This is a genomic window from Paenirhodobacter hankyongi, assembly GCF_003664585.1.
GTDB classification, from domain to species: domain Bacteria; phylum Pseudomonadota; class Alphaproteobacteria; order Rhodobacterales; family Rhodobacteraceae; genus Rhodobacter; species Rhodobacter hankyongi.
This window is the reverse complement of record NZ_RCHI01000008.1, coordinates 1-25264: the sequence shown is the minus strand read 5'-3', so window position 1 is coordinate 25264 and position 25264 is coordinate 1. Positions and strand designations below refer to the sequence as shown.

Genomic DNA, 25264 nt, shown 5'->3' with positions numbered 1-25264 from the left:
ACGGGGCCGTAGTGGTGAAGCCAGTCGAGGGAGCCAGGCCATGGCGGCGATCGAACGCGAGTCGATGGAATATGATGTGGTGATCGTGGGTGGCGGTCCCGCGGGGCTGTCGGCGGCGATCCGTCTGAAGCAGATCGACCCGGATCTCAACGTCGTGGTGCTCGAGAAGGGCTCGGAGGTCGGCGCGCATATCCTGTCGGGCGCGGTGCTCGACCCGATCGGGCTCGACAAGCTGATCCCGGACTGGCGCGAAAAGGGCGCGCCGATCAAGACCGAGGTGAAGAAGGACAATTTCTTCATTCTCGGGCCGGCCGGGCACATGCGCATCCCGAACTGGCCGATGCCGCCCCTGATGTCGAACCACGGCAAATACATCGTCTCTATGGCGAATGTCTGCCGCTGGATGGCCGAGCAGGCCGAGGAGCTGGGCGTCGAGATCTTCCCGGGCATGTCGGCCTCGGAAATCGTCTGGGACGGTGATCGCGTCGCCGGCGTCGTCGCGGGCGAGATGGGGCTCGAGTCGGACGGCACGCCCGGCCCGCATTATGAACCGGGCATGGAGCTGCGCGGCAAATACGTGATGCTGGCCGAGGGCGTGCGCGGCTCGCTCTCCAAGGTGGTGATGCAGAAGTTCGACCTGTCGAAGGGCCATTGCCCGCAGAAGTTCGGCCTTGGCATGAAGGAAATCTGGGAGATCGACCCGGCGAAGCATCGCGAGGGCACGGTCGCCCACACCATGGGCTGGCCGCTGGGCAAGAATGCCGGCGGCGGCTCGTTCATCTATCACCTCGAGAACAACCAGGTGTTCATCGGCTTCGTGGTGCACCTGAACTACGAGAACCCGTATCTCTTCCCCTATATGGAGTTCCAGCGCTTCAAGCATCACCCGATGGTGCAGAACCTGCTCGAGGGCGGCAAGCGCGTGGCCTATGGCGCGCGGGCGATCTCGGAGGGCGGCTGGCAGTCGATCCCGAAGGTGACCTTCCCGGGCGGCGTGCTGCTTGGCTGCTCGGCGGGGCTGGTCAACGTGCCGCGGATCAAGGGCAACCACAACGCCATGCTGTCGGGCATCGCGGCGGCCGAGGCGGCCGCGGCGGCGATCAAGGCCGGGCGCGAGGGCGACGAGCTGGTCGAGTATGAAAAGGACCTGCGCTCGGGTCCGATTGCCGACGACCTGAAGAAGGTGCGCAACGTCAAGCCGATGTGGTCGCATTGGGGGATGATCGCCTCGCTCGTCTTCGGCGGGCTCGACATGTGGACGAACAACCTCTTCGGCTTCTCGTTCTTCGGCACGATCAAGCATGGCAAGAACGACGCGGCGCATACCGGCGAGGCGAAGAACTTCAAGCCGATCGACTATCCGAAGCCCGACGGCAAGATCAGCTTCGACCGTCTGACGAACGTGGCCTTCTCCTTCACCAACCATGAAGAGAGCCAGCCGTGCCATCTGAAGCTGAAGGACCCGTCGATCCCGATCGCGGTGAACCTGGCGAAATATGCCGAGCCCGCGCAGCGCTATTGCCCGGCGGGCGTCTACGAGGTGCTGACCGACGAGGCCGGCAATCCGCGCTTCCAGATCAACTTCCAGAACTGCGTGCATTGCAAGACCTGCGACATCAAGGACCCGTCGCAGAACATCACCTGGACCACGCCGCAGGGCGGCGACGGTCCGAACTATCCCAACATGTGAGGCCGCAAGGCCCGCAGCGGAAAACGAGAACGGGGGAGGCGCGGCCTCCCCCGTTTGCATTTCTGGCCTGATCCGGCTGCGATGGCCCCGGGCTCAGTTGGTGATGTTGTAGGTGCCGACGGTGCAGACGTCGATCTTGTCGGTCATCTCGTCGCCATCCTCGAACTTCACCAGGAAGTCGAACATGCAGTAGCCGGTGCCATCGTTGAAATCGATGGTGACCGAGCCGCCGGGGGGCAGGACGTCCTTGCCGAGGATGTCTTCCTCCCAGTTGTTCGAGCCGCTGTTCGAGCCGTAGAACTCGGTGATCGTGTAGCCCGACTTGTTGTAGACCGTCAGCTTGCGGTCGAGGGCGAAGCTGGCGCCGGCGGACAGGGTGAGAAGCACGAGGCCCGCCACGGTTGCGTTTCTGAAGTGCATGATGCTGCTGTGATCCTTTTGGAACGAAGTTCCCGGCTGCGCCGGTCCTGTCAGAAGTGTCGGAAATCCGTTCGCCCGCCCCGGGAACGGCGGGCCGAAAAGCTTCGGCCCTCACGCAAGTGTGACCGAAAGCCGGCATTTCGCAAGAGGGCTCTGTGTCGTCGATGTGGCGGCGTTGCCGCCACGTCACGCCAGGGGGGGCGGTCAGGCCGCGCTGCCGCTCCGGGTTTCGTCGAGGAAAGCCTCGAAGGCCCGCAACGTGACCTCCGAGACGTGATGCTCGAGCCCCTCGGCATCAAGCTCGGCAGTCTCGCTCGGCACGCCCACGGCAACGAGCAGATCGACCACCACCCGGTGTCGCGCCCGCACCCGTGCCGCCAGCGCCGCGCCCGCCTCGGTCAGGAACACGCCGCGATAGGGGCGCGAATTCGCCAGCCCCTCGCGCTTGAGCCGCGCCACCGCCTTCGTCGCGGTCGGATGCGTCACCCCCATCCGCGCCGCGATGTCGGTGATCCGCGCCTCGCCCATCTCGGCGGTGAGGTCGTCGATCATCTCGGCGTAATCCTCGAGCACGGCCATCGACTGGGCGGCGCGGGCCTGGCTGAAGCGGGCGGACGTGGCGGGGGTGGTCCCGGCGTCGTCGGTCTGGGTGGGCTCTGTCATGGGATCCTCCGGTGCGGAACACTTTACAGCCTCGGCTTCACCTTGAAAACCGTGTGAAAGGTCGCGGCAGCGAAGGAAGCCGTTTGACAAAAGTGTAGCCGAGGCTTTAAATTCCGGCCGAGCAATCGGGGAGAGCAGGGGCGCAATGGAACCGAGCGACAGGCTGACGCGACGCACGCAGACGGTGATGACCGCCGCGATCCATGGCCGGATCCGCGGGCCGCGGGTGTGGCTGGTGTTCCTCGGCCCGGCGGTGATCGCCTCGGTCGCCTATATGGACCCGGGCAATTACGCGACGAACATCCAGGCGGGGGCGGGCTATGGCTATGCGCTGCTCTGGGTGGTGCTGTTCGCCAATCTGATCGCCATGCTGTTCCAGGCGCTGTCGGCGAAGCTGGGCATCGTCACCGGCAAGAACCTGGCCGAACTCAGCCGCGAGCATCTGCCGAAGCCGCTGGTGATGGTGATGTGGGCGGTGAGCGAGGTGGCGGCGATGGCCACCGACCTCGCCGAATTCCTGGGCGGCGCGATCGGGCTGTCGCTGCTTCTGGGGATCCCGCTCTTGTGGGGCATGGCGATCACCGCGGTCGTCACCTATCTGATCCTGACCTTCGAGGCCTTCGGCTTCCGCCCGATGGAGATCATCATCGGCGCGCTCGTGGGCGTCATCGGCATCTGCTATCTGGCCGAGATCCTGATCGCGCCGATCGACTGGGGCGGGGCGGTGCACGGGCTGACGACGCCGGTGCTGCCCGATCTCGGCGCGCTGACGATTGCCGTGGGGATCATCGGCGCCACGGTGATGCCACATGCGATCTATCTGCATTCGGGGCTGACGCAGCACCGGGCGAAGGTCCGCAACGATACCGAGCGTCGCGCCGTGCTGCGGTTCTCGAACATCGAGGTGATCGTGGCGCTGTCCGTCGCCGGCATGGTGAACATGGCGATGGTGATGATGGCGGCTTCGGCCTTCCATCAGGGCCATGCCGAGGTGGCCGAGATCGAGACCGCCTATCACACGCTGACGCCGCTGCTGGGCGCGGCCTCGGCCGGGGTGTTCCTCGTCTCGCTGATCGCCTCGGGGATCTCCTCCTCGGTCGTCGGCACGATGGCGGGGCAGATGATCATGCAGGGCTTCCTGCGGATCAGCGTTCCGCTCTGGTTGCGGCGGGCGGTGACGATGGTGCCGGCCTTTGCCGTGGTGCTGGCGGGGGTGAACGCCACCGAAGCGCTGGTGATGAGCCAGGTGGTGCTGTCGATCGCGCTGCCGGTGCCGATGCTGGCGCTGCTGTGGCTGACGGCGCAGCGCTCGGTGATGGGCGATTTCGTCTCGGGGCTGAAGGTGCGCATCGCCGCCGGGGCGGGCGCGCTGGTCGTGCTGTGCCTGAACTTCGTGCTGCTGGCCCAGGCCTTCGGCGTGCCGGTCCCCTTCCTGCAGGCCTGACTTGCCCTTCGCCCGCGCCCCTGCCAGACAGGGGCAAAACGGAGGGCAGACATGGCCAAGATGATCCATTCGATGATCCGCGTGCTGGACGAGGCGCGGTCGCTGGCGTTCTACGAGGCAGCCTTCGGGCTGACCGTGGCCGAGCGGCTCGATTTCCCCGACTTCTCGCTGATCTATCTGGCGAATGCGGAAAGCACGTTCGAGCTTGAGCTGACGGTGAACAAGGGCCGGGCCGAGCCTTACGATCTGGGCAATGGCTATGGCCATCTGGCGGTGTCGGTCGCGGACGTCGCGGCGGAGCACGCGCGGATGGAGGCGGCGGGGCTCGCCCCGCGCAAGATCGTCGATTTCGCCCCCGCTGGCACGGTGACCGCGCGGTTCTTCTTCATCGCCGATCCCGATGGCTATCAGATCGAGGTGCTCGAACGCGGCGGGCGCTATCTGTAAGGCGGGCGGATGCAGGCCGGGTTGCGCGACGCTCTCTTCGTTCTGCGCTGCACGCTGGCAGCGGCGGCGGCCTATCTGATCGCGCTGTGGCTGGGGCTGGACTACCCGTCCTGGGCCTCGGTCAGCGCGATCATCGTCTCGCAGGAACGTCTTTCGGAGACCAGCAGCGCCACGCTGCAGCGGCTGGCGGGAACGCTGGCCGGTGTGGTGACGGCGATGGCGACGGGGATCGCGCTTGCGCAGCTGCAGTTCGGCACGGTGGTGCAGATGTCGGCGGGCGTCGCGATCGCCGCCTGGATCGCGCGGAAATGGCCGCAGCTGAAGGTGGCGATGTGGACGGTGCCGATCGTCTATCTCTCGCATGCGGCCGATCCGCAGCCGCTTGCCGACGGGCTGTGGCGCGGGGCCGAGGTGCTGGTCGGCGGGCTGACCGGTGCGGCGATCCATTTTCTTGTCGACACGCTTTTCCGGCGACTGATGCCGGCACAGGCGGGGGCGGCGGGGAAGATTGACCACCCGGAGTGAGGTGTGGCGGTTTCGCCTCGCGGGGGCGAGGCGACCCGCCGGGGGCGCTGCCCCCGGACCCCCGAGGTATTTGCCGCAAGATGAAAGGAAGGGATTGCACTCGAAAGGCTTGCGTCTGGTGGGGGTTCTTGAAATGTTCTCTTTTGTGGTGTTCGGGAAAGGGACAGGATGATCAGGGGAAGCTGCTGTTGCGGCGCGGTTCAGTTCGAGTTGCTCGCCGTGCCGTCGATGATGGGGACATGTCACTGCTTGCGCTGTCGCAAGGTGGGGGCGAGCACCATCGTCTTCGTGAAGCGCGACGATCTGCGCTGGCTTCGGGGCTGGGAGCATGTTGCGCGCCATCAGCCGGAAGCGCCTTACAAATATGGCCGCTGCTTCTGTTCGCTGTGCGGCACCTCGCTGGGCGAGATCCTGTCCGACGAGGAGAGCTTTCCGATCGCGGCCAATGCGCTCGATGCCGAGACCGGGCTGCGCAACCGGTTCCACGAATTCACCTCGGAAAAGCCGGGCTGGTACGAGATCTTCGATGGTGCGCCGCAATCCGAGGGGCATCCGGTGCTGTGACAGGCTCCGGGGCCTGTCGGAACGGGCGTGGGATTCTCAGAGGTGCCGGGTGATTTCGGCGACGGCCTCGGGGACCGGCTGCCGGGCGGTGTCAATCCGCAGATCCGCTTGCGTCCACGGCGTGTAGTCGCGGCGGACCACCTTGGCCCAGTCCGGCGGGGTGAGGCCGGGCACGTCGATCTTGCGGCTTTCGACGCGGTGGCGGTGCAGGGCGGGGTCGGAGCAGGTCAGCTCGACGCCAAGCAGCCGCACCCCGGCCCGCTGTGCTGCGGCGGCGAAGATCTGCCGGGTGATCGCCCAAGGGTTCACGCAGTCGACGATCGTCGTGTGGCCGAGCCAGAGGTTCGAGGCCGCCAGCGCCGCCGCGATGTGATAGCTTTCAGGCCCGATATCGCGGTCGGGGTCGTGTGCCCAGATTGCCGCGTCGATCTCGTCCACCCGCAGGTAGACCGCGCCGGTCGCGACGGAGAGCGCGCGGGCGATGGTGCTTTTGCCGGTGCCGGGCAGGCCCGCGAAGGAGATGAGAACTGGCAAGTCGTGCTCCCGATCGGTGCCGGACAGGCGTTCGCAATGCCCGCGCAAGTTGTCCTGTGCCGAAGCAAAAGGCCCCCTTGCGGGGGCCTTCGTCAGTGTCTGCGGAGCCGGCTCATTCCGGCAGGATGCGCACGCCGCCCTTCGCCGCCGAGGAGGCGAACATCGCGTAGGCCTTGAGCGCGGTCGAGACCTGGCGCGGGCGCGGCGCGGCGGGTTTCCACGGCAGCGGGCCCTTGGCGGCGCGGCGGGCGGCGAGCGTCGCCTCGTCGACGGCCAGGTTGATCGTGCGGTTCGGGATGTCGATCTCGATCAGGTCGCCGGTTTCCACCAGCGCGATGGTGCCGCCCTCTTCCGCCTCGGGCGAGACGTGCCCGATCGACAGCCCCGAGGTGCCGCCCGAGAAGCGGCCGTCGGTGAGCAGGGCGCATTTCTTGCCCAGCCCCTTCGATTTCAGATAGCTCGTCGGGTAGAGCATTTCCTGCATCCCCGGGCCGCCGCGCGGGCCCTCGAAGCGGATCACCACGACCTCGCCTTCCTTCACCTTGCCGGTGAGGATGCCCGAGACCGCGTCGTCCTGGCTTTCGAAGACCTTCGCCGGGCCGGAGAATTTCAGGATCGAGTCATCGACGCCAGCGGTCTTCACGATGCAGCCGTTCAGCGCGATATTGCCGAAGAGCACGGCGAGACCACCATCCTTCGAGAAGGCATGGTCGAGGTCGCGGATCACGCCGCCCTCGCGGTCGCGGTCAAGCTCCTTGTAGCGGTTGCCGGTCGAGAAGGCTTGCGTGGTGCGCACGCCGCCCGGCGCGGCGCGGTAGAATTCCTCGACCGACGGGTCGTTCGCGGTCATCACGTCCCATTTCCGGATCGCCTCGCCCAGGCTTCCGCTGTGCACGGTGCGCACGTCGGTGTGCAGCAGGCCGGCGCGGCCCATCTCGCCCAGAATGCCCATGATGCCGCCGGCGCGGTGAACGTCTTCCATGTGCACGTCCTGCTTCGCCGGCGCGACCTTGCACAGGCAGGGCACCTTGCGGCTGAGCCGGTCGATGTCGTCCATGGTGAAGTCGACCTCGCCCTCATGGGCGATGGCGAGCAGGTGCAGCACGGTGTTGGTCGAACCGCCCATCGCGATGTCGAGGCTCATCGCGTTCTCGAAGGCCTCGAAGGTGGCGATGTCGCGCGGCAGCAGGCCCTTTTCCTCGCCCTCGTAATGGCGCTTGGTGATCTCGACGATCTTGCGCCCGGCCTCGAGGAACAGCTCCTTGCGGTCGGCATGGGTCGCCAGCATCGAGCCGTTGCCCGGCAGCGCCAGGCCAAGCGCCTCGGCCAGACAGTTCATCGAGTTCGCGGTGAACATGCCCGAGCAGGAGCCGCAGGTCGGGCAGGCGTTCTTCTCGAACTCGTCCACCTGCGCGTCGGTATAGGCGTCGTCCGCCGCCACCACCATCGCGTCGACCAGATCGACGGCGTGCTCGAGATCGTTCACCGTGACCTTGCCCGCTTCCATCGGCCCGCCCGAAACGAAGATCACCGGGATGTTCAGCCGCATCGCGGCCATCATCATGCCGGGGGTGATCTTGTCGCAGTTCGAGATGCAGACCATCGCGTCGGCGCAATGGCCGTTCACCATGTATTCGACCGAATCCGCGATGATCTCGCGCGAGGGCAGGGAATAGAGCATCCCGTCGTGGCCCATGGCGATGCCGTCGTCGATGGCGATGGTGTTGAATTCCTTGGCGACGCCGCCCGCGGCCTCGATCTCGCGCGCGACCATCTGGCCCAGATCCTTGAGGTGGACGTGGCCCGGCACGAACTGGGTGAAGGAGTTGACGACCGCGATGATCGGCTTGCCGAAGTCGCTGTCGGTCATGCCGGTGGCGCGCCAAAGGCCACGCGCGCCGGCCATGTTGCGGCCATGGGTCGATTTGCGGGAACGGTAATAGGGCATCTGGCTTCCTCCGGGACCTCTCGCGCCGTGTGGCGGCTCGGGCCGTCTTAGCGCAGGGAATGCGGAAATGCCAACGCACAAAGGGTCAGAAGCGCTGCCCTGCCGCTCAGGGATGGGGGTGCAGGTGCGGATGCGCGTGCAGATGCGGGTGGGTGTGGATCTCGGCCTCGGTCAGGCGGCCGTCCGCGATCAGCAGCGCGCGGGTGGCAAGCTCGGCGACGAAGCCCTCGTCATGCGAGACGAGGATCATCGCGCCGTCGAACCCCGCAAGCGCCGCGCGCAGCCGCGCCCCGTTCGCGGCATCGACGCCGTTCGTCGGTTCGTCGAGCAGCAGCACCTCGGGGCGCATCGCCAGGAGGCCGGCAAGGCAGACGAGCCGCTTCTCGCCGCCCGAGAGCCGGTGGGTGACACGCTCGGCGAGATGGGCGATGCCAAGGGCCGCGAGCGTCTCGCGGCCGCGCGCCTCGGCCTCGGGCAGGGTGCAGCCGGTGTTCAGCGGGCCGAAGGCCACGTCCTCGAGCACGGTCGGGCAGAACAGCTGGTCGTCGCTGTCCTGGAACAGGAAGCCGATGCGCGGGCGGGCGGCGCGGAACTCGGCCTCGGTCGTGCAGTCCTGCCCGAAGAGCCGCACGCGGCCCGAGGCGGGGCGTTCGAGCCCGACGAGGGTGCGCAGAAGCGTGGTCTTGCCCGCCCCGTTCGGTCCGACGATTGCCAGCCGGTCGCGACTGCGCAGGGTCAGCGACACGGCGTCGAGCACCGGGCTTTCGCCGCGGCAGACGCGCACATCGGTGAGGGACAGAAGCGGGATCATAGCCTGTCGAGTAACAGCGCGGCGGCGGCAAGGCCAGTCAGAAGCGCGAAGCCCGTCCAGTCGCGTGCGGTGGGGGCGGCGAGCGCGGCATGGGGGAAGCGGCCGGAAAATCCGCGCAGGCGCATCGCCTCCTCGACCCGGCGGGCGCGGTCGAGGGCGCGCACCAGGAGCATGCCGATCAGGTTGCCGAAGCTGCGCCAGGTGTGGCGGTCGGTGCGGGCGCGAAAGGCGCGGGCGCGCATCGCCTCGCGCAGGCGCCGCGCCTCGTCGCCGATCAGGCCGAGATAGCGCAGGGTCAGCACGAAAAGCCGCACCAGCGGTTCGGGCAGGCGCAGGGCGTGGAGTGCCGCGCCAAGGCGGATCGGCTCGACGGTGCCCAGAAGGGCGAGCAGCACCAGCGCCGCGGTGGTGACCTTGGCGGCCAGAAGTGCGGCGCGGCTCAGCCCCTCGAGGCTGGCGCTGAGCGGGCCGAGGGTGAGCAGCGGCGCACCCGGCACGGCGAAGGGCAGGGTGAGAAGGAGCAGCGCCACGAAGCCCTCGACATGGCGCAACCGGCGCCAGAGTGCGCGGTCCGGGCGGGCGGCGAGGGCGAGGAGCAGGGCGAGTGCGAGCGCGGCCATCGCCGGGCCGAGATGGGCAAGTTGCGAGGCGGCCAGCACCAGCAGGACAGCCGCCACCAGCCGCAAGCGCAGATCGGCCGGGATCATCCCCGCCGCCCGCGCAGGAACAGCCCGATGCCCGCGAGCCCGATGATCAGGAAGATCCCCGACATCACGTCGGTCAGGCGCAGGCGGGCATCCATCGCCTCGATCTGTTCCTGAAGCGGCTCGACCTGGCGCTGCACCGCGGCCTCAACGAGGGCGGCAAGGGCGGCGTCGTCGCGGGGCGGAGCGGCGGGGGCGGCGGTCACCACGCCCGCCGCGGCGAGCGAGGCGGCGGCCGCGGGGCCGGCGCTGCCGGTGGCCGCGGGCGTGCCGTCAAGCCTTGCGGCCGGCAGCACGGCCTGCGCGATATGCCCTTCCTCGGTGTTCACCGTCACGGTCAGATCGCCCGCGCCCGCCGGCGGCGTGAAGCGATAGCGGCCCTCGGCGTCGGTCTTGCCCGAGGCCACCGGCGTGCCGGCGGCGTCCCGCGCGATCCAGCCGGTGCCCTGCGCCCGGCCACCGCCGACGAAGAAGGCATAGCCGGTGACCTCGGTCCCCGCGACGGTGGCGAAGACCTTGAGCTTGTGCGCCGCGGCGGGCGAGGCGAGCGCGATCAGTAGGGCAAGGGCAAGGGGGATGCGGGTCATGCGGCGGGCCTCAGGGCGTCGGGCTCGACCCGGGCGAGGAAGCCGACCACCGCGGCGGTGATCGCGGCCTCGACCAGGGCGAGGGGCAGATAGGTGGCAAGCAGCACGCTCGCGACCGGGGCATAGGCGGGGGAGGAGAGCGCGAGGCAGGCGGCGACCAGCCCGCCGGTGCCCAGAACCGACAGCGCGCCGACAAGGGCCGCAAGCCCCGCGCGCAGGCCGGGGCGCGTCGTGCGGCGGATCGTCGGGCCAAGGGCCAGGCCCAGCAGCACGCCGGGCAGCGCGATGTTGACCGTGTTGACGCCGAGCGTGGTCAGCCCGCCGAACCCGAACAGCAGCGCCTGAAGGACAAGGCCCACCAGCACCGACAGGAACGCGCCGCTGCCCAGCATCACCCCCATCAGCCCGGCCAGCAGCAGATGCACGCTCGACGGCCCGACCGGCACCGAGATCAGCGAGCCGGCAAAGAAGGTGGCCGACAGGATCGCGGTGCGGATGATCGCGCGGTCGTCGATCTGGCGCAGGGCGAGCGCCACGCCGCCCGCCGCCAGCACCGCGCCGCCGATCAGCACCGGCGCCGCCAGGATCCCGTCGGGGATATGTGCCATCAGTTGCCGCCCATGTCGGTTGCCTTCACCCAGATCAGCGCGCCTTCCTCGACCGGCACCTCGGTGCCCTCGGGCGACGTCATCGGTGTATCGCCTTCGATCAGCGCGGCAAAGCCCCACCAGCCGGCGCGCGGCATCACATAGCTGAAGGTGCCGTTCGCGTCGGCCTTCAGCACCTGGGTGATGAAATCGTCATTCGGCGGCACGACCGAGCCGTCGTTGACGAACTCGACCTCGACCTCGGCGAAGGGCACCGGCTTGCCGGCCTTCAGCACCACGCCGGTGAAGGCGTTGCCGGTCCACAGCCCGTTCGGGCGGGTCAGCGGCGCGATCTCGACCGGCAGGCCGGCCAGCGCGTCCCAGCCCTCGCCCGAGGCATAGGAATCGACCACCACCTTCGCGTAATGGACGATGAACTTGCCCTCGGCCGGTTCCCAATAGGGCTGCGGCGCGACCCAGACGACCGCGGCGCCGGGCTCGGCCAGATCGGCCTCGGCGGCCCAGGCGGGGGTGCCGCCCACCGGGGCCTCGCGCAGCGCCGGCATCAGGTCGGTCTTTTGCCCGTTCATCACCATGCCGAAGCCCGCGGGTTTCTGCATCGCCATCACCGGGCCGCCTTCGACCGGGTGGGTGAAGACCAGATCGAAGGTGACCTTGCCGCCCTCGGGCAGGACATCGGCCGAGGGGATCAGCTCCTGGAAATGCGCGGCGGCGGGGGAGGCGGCCAGCATCAGGGCCAGCGGCAGCAGCGGGAGGAGGCGGGGCATGGCTTTTCCTGTCGTATGCGTTTTTTGAAAGTTATGCATACTGCCTTCAGCAGGGCAAGCCAGAACCGCCGTCCGCTTCTGTTTGCCGCGCGCGGGTGCTAGGCTTGCCGCGACAGACGGAGGCAGGATGCAGCGCACGACGATCACGCTTGACGACGACCTGGCGGCAGAGCTTGACGCCTATCTCGAGCAGACCGGGGCGCAAAGCCGGTCGGAGGCGATCCGCGACCTGTTGCGCCGGGCCCTGGCGGCGCGGCCGGGTGCGCCCGAGGCGGCGGAGTGCTTCGGCACGGTGAGCTATGTCGTCGACCCGTCGGTGCGCAGCCTGGCGACGCGGCTGCCGCAGGGGCGGCTCGACCGCCACGACCAGACGGTGGCGGCGCTGTCGGTGCCGCTTGACCATCGTCATGCGCTCGAGGTGGCGGTGATGCGCGGGCGGGTGGCGGAGGTGCGCGCCTATGCCGAGGCGCTGTTCCTCGAACGCGGGGTGCTGCATGGCACGCTCGGGCTGATCCCGGTGGCCGAGGACGAGCACCACCACCACGTGCATGAGGGCGGCGGCAACCACGCCCACAGCCACCTGCGGGTGCTGGCGAGCTTCTAGACCGCGGTGGCGAGGGCGAGCCCGTCGACGACGGCGGTGAAGGCGTCGCCCTGCTGCATCGTGGCCTGCGGGAAGAGCCGCGCGGCCTCTTCCGTCACCAGGTGCATCAGGCTGGCGCCGCCGACGAAGACGACGCGGCTGACATCCCCGGGCGCCAGCCCGGCAAGGCGCAGCGTCTCGGCCATCGCCTCGGCCAGATCGGCGCGGTAGCGGGCAAGCGCGGCATCGAGCGAGGCGGGCGTCACCTCACAGGCGAGCCGCGGCTCGACGAAGCCAAGCGCGATGCGGGCGGCCTCCTCGCGCATGTTCGCGGCGATCTTGCCCTTCTCGACGGCGAAGGCGATCTCGTGGCCGAGTTCCTCTTCCAGCACCGTGGCAAGGCGTTCCATCTGCTTGCGCTCGACCGCGACGCGGACCATGCCGGCCACCATCCGCCGGGTCTCGGGCGTGTAGAGGAAGGGGATCTTCGCCCAGGTCGACAGGTCGACGTAGATCGCCTGCGGCACCGGCAGCAGGCCCGAGCCAAGCTCGCGCCGCAGGCTGCCGCCAAGGCCGAGGGCGGGCATCACATGGGCCATAGACACGGCATGGTCGAAATCGGTGCCGCCCAGACGGATGCCGTGGCTCGCGATGATCTCGGGGCGGGCACCGGTGGTGCGGAACAGGGTGAAGTCCGAGGTGCCGCCGCCGATGTCGACGACGAGCCCGGTCTCGCCCGCCGCGGCATTGCCGGTGCTGGCGAGCGCCGCCGCCTCGGGTTCGGGCAGGAACTCGACCGCCTCGAAGCCCGCGGCCAGATAGCAGGCGCGCAGGTCGTCCTCGGCGCGGCGGTCGCGTTCGAGGTCGTTGGTATGGAAATGCACAGGCCGGCCGGAAAGCGCGCGGGTGAAGCGCAGACCGCTCGTCGCCTCGGCGCGGCTGCGCAGCTCGATCAGGAAGGCGGTGATGATCTCGGCGACGCTGCGCCGCTTGCCGCCGATCAGCCGCGGTTCGTTCAGCAGCGAGGTGCCGAGCACGCTTTTCAGCGCGCGCATGTAGCGTCCTTCGGTGCCGGCGATCAGCGCCTCGGCCGCGGCTGCGCCGATCCGCATCGGCCCGCCATTCGCCGGGAAGAAGACCGCGGTGGGCAGGGTGTCGGCGCCGGTCTCGATGGGGATGCGGCGCGGCAGGCCGCCCATCAGCACCGCCGCGGCGGAGTTCGAGGTGCCGAAGTCGATGGCGAGGGGAAAATCGGGCATGGCGCGGGCTCCGCTGGAAGGGCGCCTCGCCTACCCCGTTTCCGCCGCGGGTGCAAGCGGTTCAGACCTCGTCGTCGCGCTCGGCCAGCGGCCAGTAGAAATCGGGCGGCAGCCCGGCCTCGGCGCGCTTTTCCTCGTTGAAGGGGGGCTTCAGCGCGCCGTGGAAGTAGGTCCGCACCAGCCCGTGGAAGGTCTCCTTCGGGTCGAGCTCGTGCCGGCCGCACAGGAAGTGGAACCACTTCGAGCCATAGGCGACGTGGCCCACCTCTTCGGCATAGATCGTCTCGAGCGCGGCGATGGCGTCGGGCAGGCCGGCCTTGCGGAAGATCTCGATCATCCCCGGAGTGACGTCGAGCCCGCGCGCCTCGAGCACCATCGGCACCACGGTCAGCCGGCCGAGCAGGTCCTCGGCGGTGTCCTCGGCGGCACGCCACATCCCGGCATGGGCGGGCAGCTCGCCATAGAACGAGCCGAGCGTGCCGAGACAGGCGTTCACCAGCCGGAAGTGGTTCGATTCCTCGTCGGCCGCCTTCACCCAGTCGTCATAGAAGCCCATCGGCATCGGCGTCGCGGTGAAGCGCGCGAGGATGTCCCAGTGCAGATCGACGGCATTGAGCTCGATATGGGCGAGCGCATGCAGCAGCGCCTTGCGTCCGGCCTCCGATCCCGGTCGGCGGCGCGGCACGTCGCGCGGAGCGAGCAGCTCGGGCCGCTCCGGCCGGGCGGGGCGCAGCGGCGGCGTGGCGGTGCCGATCGGCATCGGCGTGCCGGCGGCGCGGGCGGCGAACCAGGCCCTGGCATGGGCGCGCGATTTCTCCGTCTTCTCCATCGCATCGGCGGTGGTCAGCACGTCGACGGCGCAGGCGGCCAGGCTTTCGGGAGTGGAGCTTTCGGGGGTGGGGAAGGGCGTGTCGGTCATGGCCGAGCCATAGCGCAGCCGGGCGCGCCGGGCCAGAGCCCGCGCGCCGCGCCGGTTTCGCGAAAGGTCAGAACAGCAGCTTGTAGCTGTTGCCGAGGGTGTCGGTGGCGGTGCCGGTGCCGCTCTTGGTGCCCGAGCCCTGGATGAAGCTGCCCTGGATCCGGGTGCCGTCCTCGCACACGGCGTAGATCTCGCCGCGGTTGACGCCGCCCACATCCTCGGTCGCGTTCTTGTACTTGCCGCCGGTGTCGCGGATCGTCAGCGACAGGCCGCGCTCATGCGAGGTGACCTTGGGGGTGACCGAGCTCCAGGTGCCTTCGCATTTCAGCTTGGGCTTGGGCAGGCGGAAGTAGAGCTGCCCCGAGGAGGTGTCGATATTGGTCGCCTTGGCCGCGATGACGATCGAGGAATCGGCATCGGCGATCGGCCCGGCGATCGGGTAGAACTGCATCTCCCCGTTCTTGCCACCACAGGCGGCGAGGGGGAGAAGCGCGAGGAGGACGAAAGCGCGACGTTTCACGGCGAATGTCTTTCGATCAGGGACCCGCTTCGGCCCCGGATCGCACGGCCCGCGTCTGGACGGGCGGCGCCATTCGGTGCCGGGCAGGCGGAATGGCTGGGGCGGTAGGATTCGAACCTACGGTACACGGTACCAAAAACCGTTGCCTTACCACTTGGCCACGCCCCAACGTGGGGCGTTGTTTAGCCAAGGGGGGTCAGTGCTGCAAGAAGAAAGTTCCGAATCCTGTTGCGGACGCAACGGCCGAGAGGATAGGGCTCGGCCATGTCTGAAACCGATGTCGCCATTCTCGGAGCCGGGGCCGCCGGGCTGATGGCGGCGGGCGAATGCGCCCGTCGCGGTCGCCGCGTGACCGTGCTCGACCATGCCGCCCGCCCGGGCGAGAAGATCCGCATCTCGGGCGGCGGGCGGTGCAATTTCACCAACCGCGAGCTGAGCCGGCAAAACGCCGCCGGGCGCTTCCTGTCGGAAAACCCGCGCTTCGCGCTCTCGGCGCTGAGCCGCTTCACGCCGGCCGATTTCCTGACCCGGATCGAGCGGGCGGGCATCGCCTGGCACGAGAAGACCGCGGGGCAGCTCTTTTGCGACGGCAAGGCGACGCAGGTCGTCGACATGCTGCTCGCCGCGCTTGGGCCAGCCGAGCTGCGGCTTGGCACCGCGGTCGAGGCGGTGCGGCGCGAGGGCGAGGGGTTCGTGGTCGAGACCTCGGAGGGCCCCTTGCGCGCGGGTCGGGTGATCGTGGCGACGGGCGGCAAGTCGATCCCGAAGATGGGGGCGACCGGCATCGGTCACCGCATCGCGGAAAGCTTCGGGCTGCGGGTGACGGAAACGCGCCCGGGCCTCGTGCCGCTGACCTTCGCTGCGCAGGATCTGGAAAAGACCGCGCCGCTCGCCGGCATCGCGGTGGCGGGGCGGGTGAGCGCAGGGCGCACGGGCTTTGACGAGGCGGTGCTCTTCACCCACCGCGGGCTGTCCGGCCCGGCGATCCTGCAGGTGTCGAACTACTGGCGCGAGGGCGAGGCGATCGTCGTCGATCTGGCGCCCGGGCGCGACATCGCCGCGACGCTGGCCGCGATGCGGGCCGAGGCGGGGCGGGTGGCGCTGCACAATGCGCTGGCGCGGCTGCTGCCCGAAAAGCTGGCGGCCTTTGCCGTGGCCGAGGCGGGGCTTGCGGGGCGGCTCGCCGATCACGGCAACCGCGCGCTCGAGCGGCTGGCGGCGCAGGTGCATCGCTGGCAGGTGCGGCCGGTGGGCTCCGAGGGCTATCGCACCGCCGAGGTGACGCTGGGCGGGGTCGCGACCGAGGCGCTCGACGCGAAGACGATGGAGGCGCGCGCCGTGCCCGGTCTTTACTTCGTGGGCGAGGCGGTCGACGTGACCGGCTGGCTTGGCGGCTACAACTTCCAGTGGGCCTGGTCGTCAGGCTGGGCCGCAGGGCAGGTCGCCTGAGCGACCCGCGGGAACGGGCTGCGCCGGGGCGAACCCCGGCGCGCCGGCTCAGCTCGACACCTGTTCGCGCAGGATCGAGGCGGTGAGCGACAGCATCAGATAGATGCCCGACAGGATCAGGAAGGCGAGCACCGTGTCCTCGAAGGCGCGCGGATAGGACGGTTCGTCGGGAGCGACCGGACGCACGCCCATTTCGAGGTAACGCACCTGCTTGTTCGCCTCGATCCGCGCCGTTTCCATCTGCTGGGCGGCCGCGGCCAGAAGCTGCTGACGGGTTTCCAGCTCGGCTTCGGCAATGCGCAGCTGGCCGGTGACCGCGGCGAGCGAGTCGCTCGATCCGGTCTTGTCGGTCAGCTGCTTGCGCAGCTCGGCGATCAGCTGTTCGAGCCGGGCGATGTCGCCCTTCACGCCCTGCACGCGCGCCGAGCTTGGCTGGGAGTTGTCGAGCAGCTGCCCGAGTTCCAGCCGTTTCTGCTGCAACTGCGTCTGGAAGGCCGAGATCTGCCCCATCACCAGGCTGCTTTCCGACACCGGGTCGAGCACGCCGACCTGCTCTTGCAGCTCGAGCACCTTGGCCTGGGCGGCGAAGACCTTCGCCTCGGCGTCGTCATAGCTGTCGCGCGCGCCCTTCATCTGGTCGCCGCGCAGCCGCGAGGTGAGCTGATCGACCTGTTCCTCGGCATAGGAGATCAGCGATTTCGAGAACCGCTCCGAGATCTGCGGATCTGGCGCGATGACTTCGAGCCGGATCAGCCCCTCGGAGGGGTCGTAGCCGATCTTCACGTTGCGCTGGTACAGCTTGTAGCCCGCCTCGCTCGAGGCGTCGGGTTCAAGCCGCTGCAGCGGGTCGATGTTCGGCGCCGAGAACACCTCGCGGAAATGCTGGTCGGTGTCGAGCCGCTTGTAGGCGTCGCGCGACTGCAGATAGCTCTGCACCGTGACCGAATCCTGATTGGTGGCCAGCTGCGTGCCCGAGAACAGGCTGCCCAGGCCGCTGCCGCCCGCCATCCCCTCGGACTTCTGGATCACGAATTCGCTCTTCGTCGCGTACATCGGCGTGGCGACGACATAGTAGTAATAGCCTGCGATCAGCGTCGGCAGGAAGATGAAGAAGGCAAGCCGCGCCGCCAGCAGCATCAGCTTGCGCCGGCGCCGGCGGGCGATGTCGCGCTGGATCTTGATGATCTCGCGCGCCCGCGCGCCCTCGTCGAGTGGCGGAGCCGGGGGCGGGGCGTCTTTCACCGTCTGCGGCAGCTTCACCCGGGTGTCGGCGCCCATGCCGTCGAGCCGGGCGAGCGCCTTCGTCGTGGCCGAGCCCGCCCCCATACCGGCCGGTGCGGGGGCCGGCATCGGACCGGGGCCCTCGTCGTCATCGTGTTCGAGGTGCATCAGCGCCGAGCGGTCGAAGGGGTCGATGCCGCGCCGGCGCAACATCCGCACCGCCTCGAAATCCGAGGTTGCCTCGATCCCGTGCTTCTTCGCCATCCGCCGCGCCAGCCGCAGCTGCCGGCCGGTCAGCCCCTCGGCGCGGATCGCGGCGATCTCCTCCTCGGGGGTCATCTCGGACGGGCCGAGCACCTGGGTGTCGCCATCGGGATGCGCGCTCGGGAAGTCGAGCGCGGCAAAGCCGTCGTCCTGCGGCTCGAAGAGCGCGGCGGGGTCGTCTGCGGCGGCGGCCGGGCTGCGCCGCGCGGCGGCCCGATGCGACAGCAGATCGGCAATCGTCGCGCCGCGCCCGGTCTCGGCTGCGGCCGGGGGCACCGGCGTGACGCCCGGGATCGGCGTGCGGCGGATGCGATACTTGGCGACTTTAGGACTTGTAGTCATACATCCGCTTCGCTTCTTCCAGAGTGTCGAACATGTAGAGCTGCCCGTCGCGCAGAACCGCCGCCGAGCGGCAGAACTTTTCAAGCGTCGCGGCCTGGTGCGAGACGACGATCACCGTCGCCTCCTTCAGCCGGTCGCGCAGGATCGCACCGGCCTTGCGGTTGAACTCCACGTCGGTGGTCGAGGGCATGCCCTCGTCGATCAGGTAGATGTCGAATTCGAGCGCCAGCATCAAGGCGAAGGTGAAGCGCGAGCGCATGCCCTGGCTGTAGGTGCCGACCGGCATGTCGAAATATTCGGCGATCCCGGTCAGCCAGCGGCAGAAGGCCTCGACATAATCCGGGTCGAGCCCGTAGAGCCGGGCGATGAAGCGCGCGTTCTCGCGCGCCGAATGCTTGTTCACCACGCCGCCCATGAAGCCGAGCGGGAAGGAGACGCGGCAGGTCTTGCGGATCTCGCCCTCGTCGGGCTTCTCGAGCCCGGCCATCATGTTGATGATCGTGGTCTTGCCGGTGCCGTTCGGTGCCAGGATGCCGAGCGAGCGGCCCAGCTCGACGCGGAAGCTGGCGCGGTCAAGGATCACCTTGCGCTGCTTTCCCGTCCAGAAGGACTTGCTGACATTCTCGAATTCCAGCATCGCTTCCTGCCGACCGTGCCTCGTCCGGTTCGTCGATCACGACCGGATCCTTTGTGGAAAAAGATCTAGATGTGCATTCCGGCGACATTATGTCCGAACTGTGCAGGCAGTTACAATCGGCCGGGGACTGTTTCGCCGCACGAAACAGGGGGAGACACATGACCGAGCCTGTCGCCGAAGCGCTGACAGAGGAAATCCGCGCCTGCCGGTTGTGCGCGGCCCGTTTCGCCGCAACCGAGACGGGTCATGCGCCGCGCCCGGTGGTCTGGTTCCGCCCCGGGGCGCGGGTGCTGATCGTCGGTCAGGCGCCCGGCGCGCGGGTGCATGCCTCGGGCCGGCCCTTCACCGACCCCTCGGGCGACCGGCTGCGCGCCTGGATGGGGGTGGGGGCCGAGACCTTCTATGACCTGTCGCGGATCGCGATCGTGCCGATGGCCTTCTGCTTTCCGGGCTATGACGCGAAAGGGGCGGACCTGCCGCCGCCGCCACTCTGCGCCGCGACCTGGCGGGCGCGGGTGATGGCGGCGCTCGGCCCGATGGACCTCACGCTGCTGGTCGGCGGCGCGGCGCAGCGCTGGCACCTCGGCACGCGCGCCGTCACCGCCACCGTCGCGGCCTGGCGCGATCATGCGCCGCGCGTCTTTCCCTTGCCTCATCCGTCCTGGCGCAATACGGCATGGCTGAAACGCAACCCGTGGTTCGAGGCGGAACTGATCCCCGCCCTGCGCGCCCGGGTGAAGGAGGTGACATGACCGAGACCCCCTACGACCGCGCCCATGCCGCGATGGAAGCCGATCCCGAGAACGAGGCGCTGCGCCTTGCGGTCTATGACCGGCTTGCCGATGCCGAGCTGTTCCTGCTGCTCGAGCACGAGCCCGACGAGGACAACGACATCATCCCGCAGCTCTTCTCGACCGAGGAGGGGGATTTCGTCCTGGCCTTCGACACCGAGGAACGGCTGGCCGAATTCACCGCGACCCCCGCGCCCTATGTGGCGCTTCCGGGCCGGGTGATCGCGCAGAACCTCGCGGGCGAGGCGGTGGGGCTGGGCGTCAATCTGGGCGTCGCGGACTCGGCGCTGCTGCTGCCGCCCGAGGCGCTCGAGTGGCTGACCCATGCGCTGACCCATGCGCCCGAGACGACGGCGGCGCGCCCGGTGGCCTTCGATGCGCCGGCGCTGCCGCCGGCGATGCTGGCGCTGCTGCTGCCGGCCTTCGAGGCGAAGTTCGACCAGCTTGCCGGGCTTGCGAGCCACGCGCTGCTGGGCGGCGTGACCTACGAGGGCGGCCGGCGCGGCCATGTCCTCGCCTTCCTCGGCGCGCCCGAGCCGGCGCAGCCCGGCATCGCCAAGGCGATGGCCGAGGCGCTGGCCTTCTCGGGGCTCGAGGCGGGCGAACTCGACGTCACCTTCCTGAGCGAGGCGGACCCCGCGGCGGCGGTCCTGCTCGAGAAGGCGCTGGTGCTGCACCTGCCCGAGGCGGTCGAGGAAGAGGTGCAGGAGCTGACCATCACCGCGCCGGGGATGGACCCGTCGAAGCCGCCGATCCTGCGCTGAGCGGGGCAGGGGGCGCTGCCCCCTCGGCCTTCGGCCTCACCCCCGAGGTCTTTTCGGCAAGGAGAAAGCGCGAGGATTTTCCGGCTTCCAATTGCCCCAAATATCCTCGGGGGGTGAACCGGCCGCAGGCCGGGAGGGGGGCAGACAGCCCCCCTATCTGAGGCCGATCTCGGAGAGTGCCGCCTGCAGCTCGCGCGGCAGCGGCTCCTCGCGCTCGCGCGTCGGGCGCAGGTCGGCCGGTGCGTCCTCGGGGGTCAGGTAGCGCCAGCCCTGGAACGGGCGGCGCGGCATCGCCTCGGTGCGCACCACCTCGCGGTCGAGGAGGATCGCGCAGCGCGGGATGCCGTCGGCGCCCATGACGTCCTCGAGCCCGATCACCCGTTGCCGGGCCAGCACCACGCCCTTGAACACCCAGTAGAGCGAGCCGCCGTCCAGCAGCTCGTCGCTGCGCTTCGGGCCCATGCGGGTGACGTGGCGGGCGGGGCCCGTGCCATAGTGCTGCGCCTGCCACTCGATCAGGTCCTCGACCTTCTCGGCGCCGACGCAGAGCTTGATCAGGTGAATCATCGCGGCCCCCCGGTTTCGCGGCTTTTGACATAGGACGCACGACGTCGGCCGGCAACTGCATCGCGGAGCGATTTCGCGGCTGGAATCTCGCCGGGCACTCATGCTATTGTGGCCTCCTGCCCCGTCAGACACCAGATGTTCCGGGGCTTTTTCTTTTTCTGCCCCGGATGTTGCCACTGCATCGGGGCCGTCACGACAGGACCGAGGAGCCGATGACCCGATTCGCCGCCAATATCGCCGAACAGATCTGGGACATGAAATACCGTCTGAAAGAGGCCGATGGCACGCCGATCGACATCACGGTCGAGGACAGCTGGCGCCGTGTCGCGCGTGATCTCGCCTCGGTCGAGACGGACCCGGTGGCCTGGGAAGAGCGCTTCTATGCCGCGCTCGAGGATTTCAAGTTCCTGCCCGCCGGCCGCATCCTCGCGGGTGCCGGCACCGGGCGCACCGTGACCCTCTTCAACTGCTTCGTCATGGGCACGATCCCGGACAGCATGTCGGGCATCTTCGACATGCTGAAGGAAGCCGCGCTGACCATGCAGCAGGGCGGCGGCATCGGCTATGACTTCTCGACGATCCGCCCGCGCGGCGCCGAGGTGAAGGGCGTCGCGGCCGATGCCTCGGGTCCGCTGTCCTTCATGGATGTCTGGGATGCGATGTGCCGCACGATCATGTCGGCCGGCTCGCGCCGCGGCGCGATGATGGCGACGATGCGCTGCGACCACCCCGACATCGAGCAGTTCGTGACCGCGAAGCAGGATTCGGCCCGGCTGCGGATGTTCAACCTCTCGGTGCTGGTGACCGATGCCTTCATGGCGGCGGTGAAGGCCGATGCCCCCTGGGATCTGAAATTCGGCGGCAAGGTCTTTCACACGGTGCAGGCGCGCGATCTGTGGAACAAGATCATGCGCTCGACCTATGACTACGCCGAGCCGGGCGTGATCTTCATCGACCGCATCAACAAGATGAACAACCTCGGCTATTGCGAGCAGATCGCGGCGACCAACCCCTGTGGCGAGCAGCCGCTGCCGCCCTATGGCGCCTGCCTGCTCGGCTCGGTCAACCTCGCCCGGCTGGTCACCGACCCGTTCACCCCGGCGGCGAAGCTCGATCCGGTGGCGCTTGACCGGCTGGTGCGCACCGCGGTGCGGATGATGGACAACGTCGTCGACGCCTCGCGCTTCCCGCTGCCGCAGCAGGCCGAGGAGGCGATGAACAAGCGCCGCATCGGGCTTGGTGTGACCGGGCTTGCCGATGCGCTGCTGATGCTCGGGCTGCGTTATGGCTCGGACGAGGCGGCGGCGCAGACCGAACGCTGGATGCACGAGATCGCCCGGGCGAGCTATCTCGCCTCGGTCGATCTGGCGCAGGAGAAGGGTGCCTTCCCGCTGTTCGACGCCGAGAAATATCTGGCCACCGGCACCATGCTGCAGATGGACGAGGATGTGCGCGAGGCGATCCGCACGCATGGCATCCGCAACGCGCTGCTGACCTCGATCGCGCCCACCGGGACGATCTCGCTTTATGCGGGCAATGTCAGCTCGGGGATCGAGCCGGTCTTCGCCTATGCCTACAAGCGCAAGGTGCTGCAGAAGGACGGCTCGCGCACCGAGGAAGAGGTCGTCGATTATGCCGTGCAGATGTGGCGCGACCTGAAGGGTGACGCGGCGCTGCCCGACTATTTCGTCAACGCCCAGACCCTCGCCCCGCTCGACCATGTGCGGATGCAGGCGGCGGCGCAGAAATGGATCGACTCGTCGATCTCGAAGACGATCAACTGCCCCGAGGACATCTCGTTCGAGGAGTTCCAGGGCGTCTACATGGAAGCCTTCGAAACCGGCTGCAAGGGCTGCACCACCTACCGGCCGAACGACGTGACCGGCTCGGTATTGAGCGTGTCTGAAACCTCGGAGAAGGCGCCCGAGGCCGACAAGGGCGCCGAGGTGGTCTATCTGACCGAGCCGCTCGACCGCCCCGCGGCGCTCGAGGGCGCGACCTACAAGCTGAAATGGCCGGCGAGCGAGCACGCGATCTACATCACGGTGAACGATATCGTGCAGGGCGGCCACCGGCGCCCGTTCGAGGTGTTCATCAACTCGAAGAACATGGAGCATTACGCCTGGACCGTGGCGCTGACGCGGATGATCTCGGCGGTGTTCCGGCGCGGCGGCGACGTGAGCTTTGTCGTCGAGGAACTGAAGGCGGTGTTCGACCCGCGCGGCGGCGCCTGGATGGCGGGGCAATACATCCCCTCGATCCTCGCCGCGATCGGCGGGGTGATAGAGCGCCACCTGATCGCGATCGGTTTCATCGCGGGCGAGGGGATGGGGCTGAAGTCCGATCCGAAGGCCGAGGTGATGGTGGTAGGCGAGGCCCCGCGCGGCGCGGCCTGCCCGGCCTGCGGCAGCTATGCGATGCGCAAGGTCGAGGGCTGCATGACCTGCGCCGACTGCGGCCATTCGAAATGCGGCTGAGGAGCTGGCAGCTGTAAGAGGTGTTGGACCCACTATAAAATGTCCATTTCCGGGGTAATTTGACCATTCCGGCACAGGATTAATGACCATCGGCTGCACTGCAGTCGGTGGTTTCTTTTTATTTCAATGACTTGTGTGACTGGCGGATTTGCGGCCTGTGATGCGCCGTCCTAGCGCTCCGTCCTGGCGGGCGCCATTGACGGCCAGCCGCGCTTTCGCCATCCCTCACGGCCAATCCGGCCGGGTTCTTTCCAACATCCCCCTCCTGCAGAACCTCTGCCCGAGGGCGTGGCGCGATGCGCCGAAAGGACCTCCATGACGAAGATCAAGTTCATCGATGCCCGCTTCGCCGATCCCGACGAGAACGAGTTTGCGCTCAAGCGCCGCTTCGAGTGGCACCTGCGCAAGCTCCGTGCCCTTCAGGACGGGGTGTCCCCGAAGGTGCCGGGAGACTTCGAAGATGAGTTGCGCTGGAACGAGGACCTCATCGCCGTGCCGCTCTCGGAGAAGGACCGCAACAAGGTGCTGCGCCGTGCGCGCCGGGTAATGGGCGCGCGTGCCAAGGCTTCCGGGCTCAGCCATCTCAGCGCGGATGACCGGCGCGCGCTCGAGGCGTTTCGTGGCGGGGCGGATCTGGTTGGCATTGCCAGCGAGCACCGTGCCGATGAGATCGCCGCGGCCATTCATGCCGAGATGCCCTGGATGGCGGCCGCCACCGACTTCCTGTGGAAGGCGATGCGTCGCTCGGTGCGGGTGGGGGAGCCCGGCTTCCGGCTGCCGCCCGTGCTGCTCGACGGCCCGCCGGGGATCGGCAAGAGCGTGTGGTCACGCGAGCTCGGGCGCCATCTCGGGGTGCCGCGCTGTGGCATCGAGGGAACCGCGGAGCAGGCCTCCTTCGTTGTCAACGGCTCGCAACGCGGCTGGGGTTCGGCCTTCCGGGGCCGGCCGCTGCAAGCCATCGTGCAGAGCCTCTGCGCGAACCCGATCGTGGTGATCGACGAGATCGAGAAGGCCGGCACACCGACCTCGACCAAGGGGCAGACCTACGGCTTGACCGAGGGGCTGCTGCCGCTGCTGGAACGCTCGTCTGCTGCCGTCTGGAAATGTCCCTACTACCAGGTCGGGTTCGACATGTCCTGGATCAGCTGGGTCCTGACCTCGAACAGCCTGAGGACGCTTCCGGCTCCGTTCCTGAGCCGCCTGGACATCCTGCGCCTTGCCGGCCCCGGCAAGGGGGATCTCATCTCCTTCGCGGAGCGAGAGGGCGCACGACGGGGGCTCTGTGATGCGTCCATCGGCGCGATCCGCGAGGTGATCAACCGGGTCGCCGACACGCATGAGCTCAACCTGCGCCATGTGTCCCGGATGCTGGCCAGGGCAGAGGCGATGGCAAGCAGCCCGCAGCCGCATTGAGTGGTGAGTGCGGGGGCTCGCCTTCTGGCGGCCTGCGGATCACAGCCGCCGTTCGGGCCGGGCGCGTCAGGTGGCCGGCGTCTAGCCTTGGCGCACGGTTGCGCTAGACGCGGCATGATGCGCCACGTCAACATGAAGGGCGGAAAGCGGTCGGTCAAGGCGTGAGGCCCGGCCGGCGGCCGAGGGCGGATGCTGTTGAAAAACTCCGGTCTTGATCGGCTCAAAGGCTTCTGATTCCCTTGGATTTCAGGGATCTGGAGGGATTGCGATGCTTGGAAGGCAGAAGGTTCACGCCCGGCTGTTCTACGAATTCGATCTCGAGACGCATATCCCGTCTGACCATTTC

26 protein-coding genes and 1 tRNA gene are annotated in these 25264 nt (G+C 68.4%); 11 read left to right on the top strand and 16 right to left on the bottom strand.

Annotated features, from left to right (window positions below; translation table 11 throughout):
- Nucleotides 1–40: 40 nt before the first annotated feature.
- Nucleotides 41–1690, top strand: coding sequence for an electron transfer flavoprotein-ubiquinone oxidoreductase (locus DYS74_RS10100; protein ID WP_121533439.1), 1650 nt, complete (start codon nucleotides 41–43; stop codon nucleotides 1688–1690).
- 93 nt (nucleotides 1691–1783) lie between these two features.
- Here DYS74_RS10100 and DYS74_RS10095 read toward each other — a convergent pair whose 3' ends face one another.
- The gene (locus DYS74_RS10095) at nucleotides 1784–2110 is read right to left on the bottom strand and encodes a hypothetical protein (RefSeq protein WP_245965255.1); all 327 of its coding nucleotides are present in this window, start codon (nucleotides 2108–2110) and stop codon (nucleotides 1784–1786) included.
- A 204-nt stretch (nucleotides 2111–2314) separates the two neighbouring features.
- Nucleotides 2315–2773 (bottom strand): manganese-binding transcriptional regulator MntR, encoded by a 459-nt coding sequence (mntR, locus tag DYS74_RS10090; protein ID WP_121533435.1) that lies wholly within the window; start codon nucleotides 2771–2773, stop codon nucleotides 2315–2317.
- Between the two features lie 145 nt (nucleotides 2774–2918).
- On the opposite strand from mntR, the gene DYS74_RS10085 reads away from it, so the two are divergent.
- The 4 genes from DYS74_RS10085 (at nucleotide 2919) to DYS74_RS10070 (ending at nucleotide 5753) form a co-directional block, all read left to right on the top strand.
- On the top strand, nucleotides 2919–4217 hold the full coding sequence (locus tag DYS74_RS10085) for an Nramp family divalent metal transporter (protein WP_121533433.1): 1299 nt from the start codon (nucleotides 2919–2921) through the stop codon (nucleotides 4215–4217).
- Between the two features lie 51 nt (nucleotides 4218–4268).
- On the top strand, nucleotides 4269–4664 hold the full coding sequence (locus DYS74_RS10080) for a VOC family protein (RefSeq protein WP_121533432.1): 396 nt from the start codon (nucleotides 4269–4271) through the stop codon (nucleotides 4662–4664).
- 9 nt (nucleotides 4665–4673) lie between these two features.
- Nucleotides 4674–5189, top strand: coding sequence for an FUSC family protein (locus DYS74_RS10075; RefSeq protein ID WP_121533430.1), 516 nt, complete (start codon nucleotides 4674–4676; stop codon nucleotides 5187–5189).
- A gap of 168 nt (nucleotides 5190–5357) precedes the next feature.
- Entirely contained in the window at nucleotides 5358–5753 is a 396-nt protein-coding gene (locus DYS74_RS10070) for a GFA family protein (protein WP_121533428.1), read from the top strand.
- Between the two features lie 36 nt (nucleotides 5754–5789).
- On the opposite strand, the gene DYS74_RS10065 is transcribed toward DYS74_RS10070, so the two are convergent.
- The 7 genes from DYS74_RS10065 to DYS74_RS10035 all read right to left on the bottom strand — a co-directional run bounded on the left by DYS74_RS10065 (nucleotide 5790) and on the right by DYS74_RS10035 (nucleotide 11712).
- Complete coding sequence (locus DYS74_RS10065; RefSeq protein ID WP_121533731.1) at nucleotides 5790–6287, bottom strand: AAA family ATPase; 498 nt, start codon at nucleotides 6285–6287, stop codon at nucleotides 5790–5792.
- A gap of 112 nt (nucleotides 6288–6399) precedes the next feature.
- On the bottom strand, nucleotides 6400–8235 hold the full coding sequence (ilvD, locus tag DYS74_RS10060; RefSeq protein WP_121533426.1) for a dihydroxy-acid dehydratase: 1836 nt from the start codon (nucleotides 8233–8235) through the stop codon (nucleotides 6400–6402).
- 106 nt (nucleotides 8236–8341) lie between these two features.
- Entirely contained in the window at nucleotides 8342–9046 is a 705-nt protein-coding gene (locus DYS74_RS10055; RefSeq protein WP_121533424.1) for an energy-coupling factor ABC transporter ATP-binding protein, read from the bottom strand.
- A complete protein-coding gene (cbiQ, locus tag DYS74_RS10050; protein ID WP_121533422.1) occupies nucleotides 9043–9753 on the bottom strand; it encodes a cobalt ECF transporter T component CbiQ in 711 nt (236 codons plus the stop codon). Before cbiQ ends, DYS74_RS10055 begins: the two co-directional genes overlap by 4 nt.
- Nucleotides 9750–10337 carry a cobalamin biosynthesis protein CbiL gene (locus DYS74_RS10045; RefSeq protein ID WP_121533420.1) on the bottom strand — a complete coding sequence of 196 codons (588 nt, stop codon included), beginning with the start codon at nucleotides 10335–10337 and terminating at the stop codon, nucleotides 9750–9752. The genes cbiQ and DYS74_RS10045 overlap by 4 nt, the downstream gene beginning before the upstream one ends.
- Nucleotides 10334–10945 carry a cobalt transporter CbiM gene (gene cbiM, locus DYS74_RS10040; RefSeq protein WP_121533418.1) on the bottom strand — a complete coding sequence of 204 codons (612 nt, stop codon included), beginning with the start codon at nucleotides 10943–10945 and terminating at the stop codon, nucleotides 10334–10336. The genes DYS74_RS10045 and cbiM overlap by 4 nt, the downstream gene beginning before the upstream one ends.
- Nucleotides 10945–11712 (bottom strand): DUF4198 domain-containing protein, encoded by a 768-nt coding sequence (locus DYS74_RS10035; RefSeq protein WP_121533416.1) that lies wholly within the window; start codon nucleotides 11710–11712, stop codon nucleotides 10945–10947. The genes cbiM and DYS74_RS10035 overlap by 1 nt, the downstream gene beginning before the upstream one ends.
- Before the next feature lie 127 nt (nucleotides 11713–11839).
- On the opposite strand from DYS74_RS10035, the gene nikR reads away from it, so the two are divergent.
- Complete coding sequence (gene nikR, locus DYS74_RS10030) at nucleotides 11840–12316, top strand: nickel-responsive transcriptional regulator NikR (RefSeq protein ID WP_121533414.1); 477 nt, start codon at nucleotides 11840–11842, stop codon at nucleotides 12314–12316.
- Here nikR and DYS74_RS10025 read toward each other — a convergent pair.
- The 4 genes from DYS74_RS10025 to DYS74_RS10010 all read right to left on the bottom strand — a co-directional run bounded on the left by DYS74_RS10025 (nucleotide 12313) and on the right by DYS74_RS10010 (nucleotide 15161).
- Nucleotides 12313–13554: an Hsp70 family protein gene (locus DYS74_RS10025; protein WP_121533412.1), complete on the bottom strand. Its 1242-nt coding sequence runs from the start codon at nucleotides 13552–13554 to the stop codon at nucleotides 12313–12315. The genes nikR and DYS74_RS10025 overlap by 4 nt on opposite strands.
- Nucleotides 13555–13615: 61 nt before the next feature.
- Nucleotides 13616–14473 carry a ferritin-like domain-containing protein gene (locus tag DYS74_RS10020; protein WP_121533410.1) on the bottom strand — a complete coding sequence of 286 codons (858 nt, stop codon included), beginning with the start codon at nucleotides 14471–14473 and terminating at the stop codon, nucleotides 13616–13618.
- A gap of 67 nt (nucleotides 14474–14540) precedes the next feature.
- Entirely contained in the window at nucleotides 14541–14924 is a 384-nt protein-coding gene (locus tag DYS74_RS10015; RefSeq protein ID WP_245965253.1) for a hypothetical protein, read from the bottom strand.
- 162 nt (nucleotides 14925–15086) lie between these two features.
- Nucleotides 15087–15161: transfer RNA gene (locus DYS74_RS10010), tRNA-Gln, on the bottom strand.
- Between the two features lie 96 nt (nucleotides 15162–15257).
- Between DYS74_RS10010 and DYS74_RS10005 the strand changes: the two genes are divergently transcribed.
- A complete protein-coding gene (locus tag DYS74_RS10005; RefSeq protein ID WP_121533406.1) occupies nucleotides 15258–16442 on the top strand; it encodes a BaiN/RdsA family NAD(P)/FAD-dependent oxidoreductase in 1185 nt (394 codons plus the stop codon).
- Nucleotides 16443–16490: 48 nt separating this feature from the next.
- On the opposite strand, the gene DYS74_RS10000 is transcribed toward DYS74_RS10005, so the two are convergent.
- Entirely contained in the window at nucleotides 16491–18269 is a 1779-nt protein-coding gene (locus tag DYS74_RS10000; RefSeq protein ID WP_121533404.1) for a capsule biosynthesis protein, read from the bottom strand.
- On the bottom strand, nucleotides 18253–18906 hold the full coding sequence (locus DYS74_RS09995; RefSeq protein ID WP_121533402.1) for an ABC transporter ATP-binding protein: 654 nt from the start codon (nucleotides 18904–18906) through the stop codon (nucleotides 18253–18255). The genes DYS74_RS10000 and DYS74_RS09995 overlap by 17 nt, the downstream gene beginning before the upstream one ends.
- Before the next feature lie 158 nt (nucleotides 18907–19064).
- Between DYS74_RS09995 and DYS74_RS09990 the strand changes: the two genes are divergently transcribed.
- Nucleotides 19065–19658 carry a uracil-DNA glycosylase family protein gene (locus DYS74_RS09990; RefSeq protein WP_121533400.1) on the top strand — a complete coding sequence of 198 codons (594 nt, stop codon included), beginning with the start codon at nucleotides 19065–19067 and terminating at the stop codon, nucleotides 19656–19658.
- On the top strand, nucleotides 19655–20461 hold the full coding sequence (locus DYS74_RS09985) for an SseB family protein (RefSeq protein ID WP_121533398.1): 807 nt from the start codon (nucleotides 19655–19657) through the stop codon (nucleotides 20459–20461). The genes DYS74_RS09990 and DYS74_RS09985 overlap by 4 nt, the downstream gene beginning before the upstream one ends.
- 153 nt (nucleotides 20462–20614) lie before the next feature.
- Here the strand turns inward: DYS74_RS09985 and DYS74_RS09980 are convergent, their stop codons facing one another.
- The gene (locus DYS74_RS09980) at nucleotides 20615–21028 is read right to left on the bottom strand and encodes a DUF1489 family protein (RefSeq protein WP_121533396.1); all 414 of its coding nucleotides are present in this window, start codon (nucleotides 21026–21028) and stop codon (nucleotides 20615–20617) included.
- 212 nt (nucleotides 21029–21240) lie between these two features.
- Here DYS74_RS09980 and DYS74_RS09975 point away from each other — a divergent pair, with 212 nt between their 5' ends.
- On the top strand, nucleotides 21241–23505 hold the full coding sequence (locus DYS74_RS09975; protein ID WP_121533394.1) for an adenosylcobalamin-dependent ribonucleoside-diphosphate reductase: 2265 nt from the start codon (nucleotides 21241–21243) through the stop codon (nucleotides 23503–23505).
- Between the two features lie 315 nt (nucleotides 23506–23820).
- Complete coding sequence (locus tag DYS74_RS09970; protein ID WP_121533392.1) at nucleotides 23821–24918, top strand: AAA family ATPase; 1098 nt, start codon at nucleotides 23821–23823, stop codon at nucleotides 24916–24918.
- Nucleotides 24919–25264: the final 346 nt, after the last annotated feature.

Bases quoted from the DNA above. Each gene is read 5' to 3' on its own strand.
- DYS74_RS10100 (WP_121533439.1), top strand. From the start codon at position 41: ATGGCGGCGATCGAACGCGAGTCGATGGAATATGATGTGGTGATCGTG.
- DYS74_RS10095 (WP_245965255.1), bottom strand. From the start codon at position 2,110: ATGCACTTCAGAAACGCAACCGTGGCGGGCCTCGTGCTTCTCACCCTG.
- mntR (WP_121533435.1), bottom strand. From the start codon at position 2,773: ATGACAGAGCCCACCCAGACCGACGACGCCGGGACCACCCCCGCCACG.
- DYS74_RS10085 (WP_121533433.1), top strand. From the start codon at position 2,919: ATGGAACCGAGCGACAGGCTGACGCGACGCACGCAGACGGTGATGACC.
- DYS74_RS10080 (WP_121533432.1), top strand. From the start codon at position 4,269: ATGGCCAAGATGATCCATTCGATGATCCGCGTGCTGGACGAGGCGCGG.
- DYS74_RS10075 (WP_121533430.1), top strand. From the start codon at position 4,674: ATGCAGGCCGGGTTGCGCGACGCTCTCTTCGTTCTGCGCTGCACGCTG.
- DYS74_RS10070 (WP_121533428.1), top strand. From the start codon at position 5,358: ATGATCAGGGGAAGCTGCTGTTGCGGCGCGGTTCAGTTCGAGTTGCTC.
- ilvD (WP_121533426.1), bottom strand. From the start codon at position 8,235: ATGCCCTATTACCGTTCCCGCAAATCGACCCATGGCCGCAACATGGCC.
- DYS74_RS10055 (WP_121533424.1), bottom strand. From the start codon at position 9,046: ATGATCCCGCTTCTGTCCCTCACCGATGTGCGCGTCTGCCGCGGCGAA.
- cbiQ (WP_121533422.1), bottom strand. From the start codon at position 9,753: ATGATCCCGGCCGATCTGCGCTTGCGGCTGGTGGCGGCTGTCCTGCTG.
- DYS74_RS10045 (WP_121533420.1), bottom strand. From the start codon at position 10,337: ATGACCCGCATCCCCCTTGCCCTTGCCCTACTGATCGCGCTCGCCTCG.
- cbiM (WP_121533418.1), bottom strand. From the start codon at position 10,945: ATGGCACATATCCCCGACGGGATCCTGGCGGCGCCGGTGCTGATCGGC.
- DYS74_RS10035 (WP_121533416.1), bottom strand. From the start codon at position 11,712: ATGCCCCGCCTCCTCCCGCTGCTGCCGCTGGCCCTGATGCTGGCCGCC.
- nikR (WP_121533414.1), top strand. From the start codon at position 11,840: ATGCAGCGCACGACGATCACGCTTGACGACGACCTGGCGGCAGAGCTT.
- DYS74_RS10025 (WP_121533412.1), bottom strand. From the start codon at position 13,554: ATGCCCGATTTTCCCCTCGCCATCGACTTCGGCACCTCGAACTCCGCC.
- DYS74_RS10020 (WP_121533410.1), bottom strand. From the start codon at position 14,473: ATGACCGACACGCCCTTCCCCACCCCCGAAAGCTCCACTCCCGAAAGC.
- DYS74_RS10015 (WP_245965253.1), bottom strand. From the start codon at position 14,924: ATGCAGTTCTACCCGATCGCCGGGCCGATCGCCGATGCCGATTCCTCG.
- DYS74_RS10005 (WP_121533406.1), top strand. From the start codon at position 15,258: ATGTCTGAAACCGATGTCGCCATTCTCGGAGCCGGGGCCGCCGGGCTG.
- DYS74_RS10000 (WP_121533404.1), bottom strand. From the start codon at position 18,269: ATGACTACAAGTCCTAAAGTCGCCAAGTATCGCATCCGCCGCACGCCG.
- DYS74_RS09995 (WP_121533402.1), bottom strand. From the start codon at position 18,906: ATGCTGGAATTCGAGAATGTCAGCAAGTCCTTCTGGACGGGAAAGCAG.
- DYS74_RS09990 (WP_121533400.1), top strand. From the start codon at position 19,065: ATGACCGAGCCTGTCGCCGAAGCGCTGACAGAGGAAATCCGCGCCTGC.
- DYS74_RS09985 (WP_121533398.1), top strand. From the start codon at position 19,655: ATGACCGAGACCCCCTACGACCGCGCCCATGCCGCGATGGAAGCCGAT.
- DYS74_RS09980 (WP_121533396.1), bottom strand. From the start codon at position 21,028: ATGATTCACCTGATCAAGCTCTGCGTCGGCGCCGAGAAGGTCGAGGAC.
- DYS74_RS09975 (WP_121533394.1), top strand. From the start codon at position 21,241: ATGACCCGATTCGCCGCCAATATCGCCGAACAGATCTGGGACATGAAA.
- DYS74_RS09970 (WP_121533392.1), top strand. From the start codon at position 23,821: ATGACGAAGATCAAGTTCATCGATGCCCGCTTCGCCGATCCCGACGAG.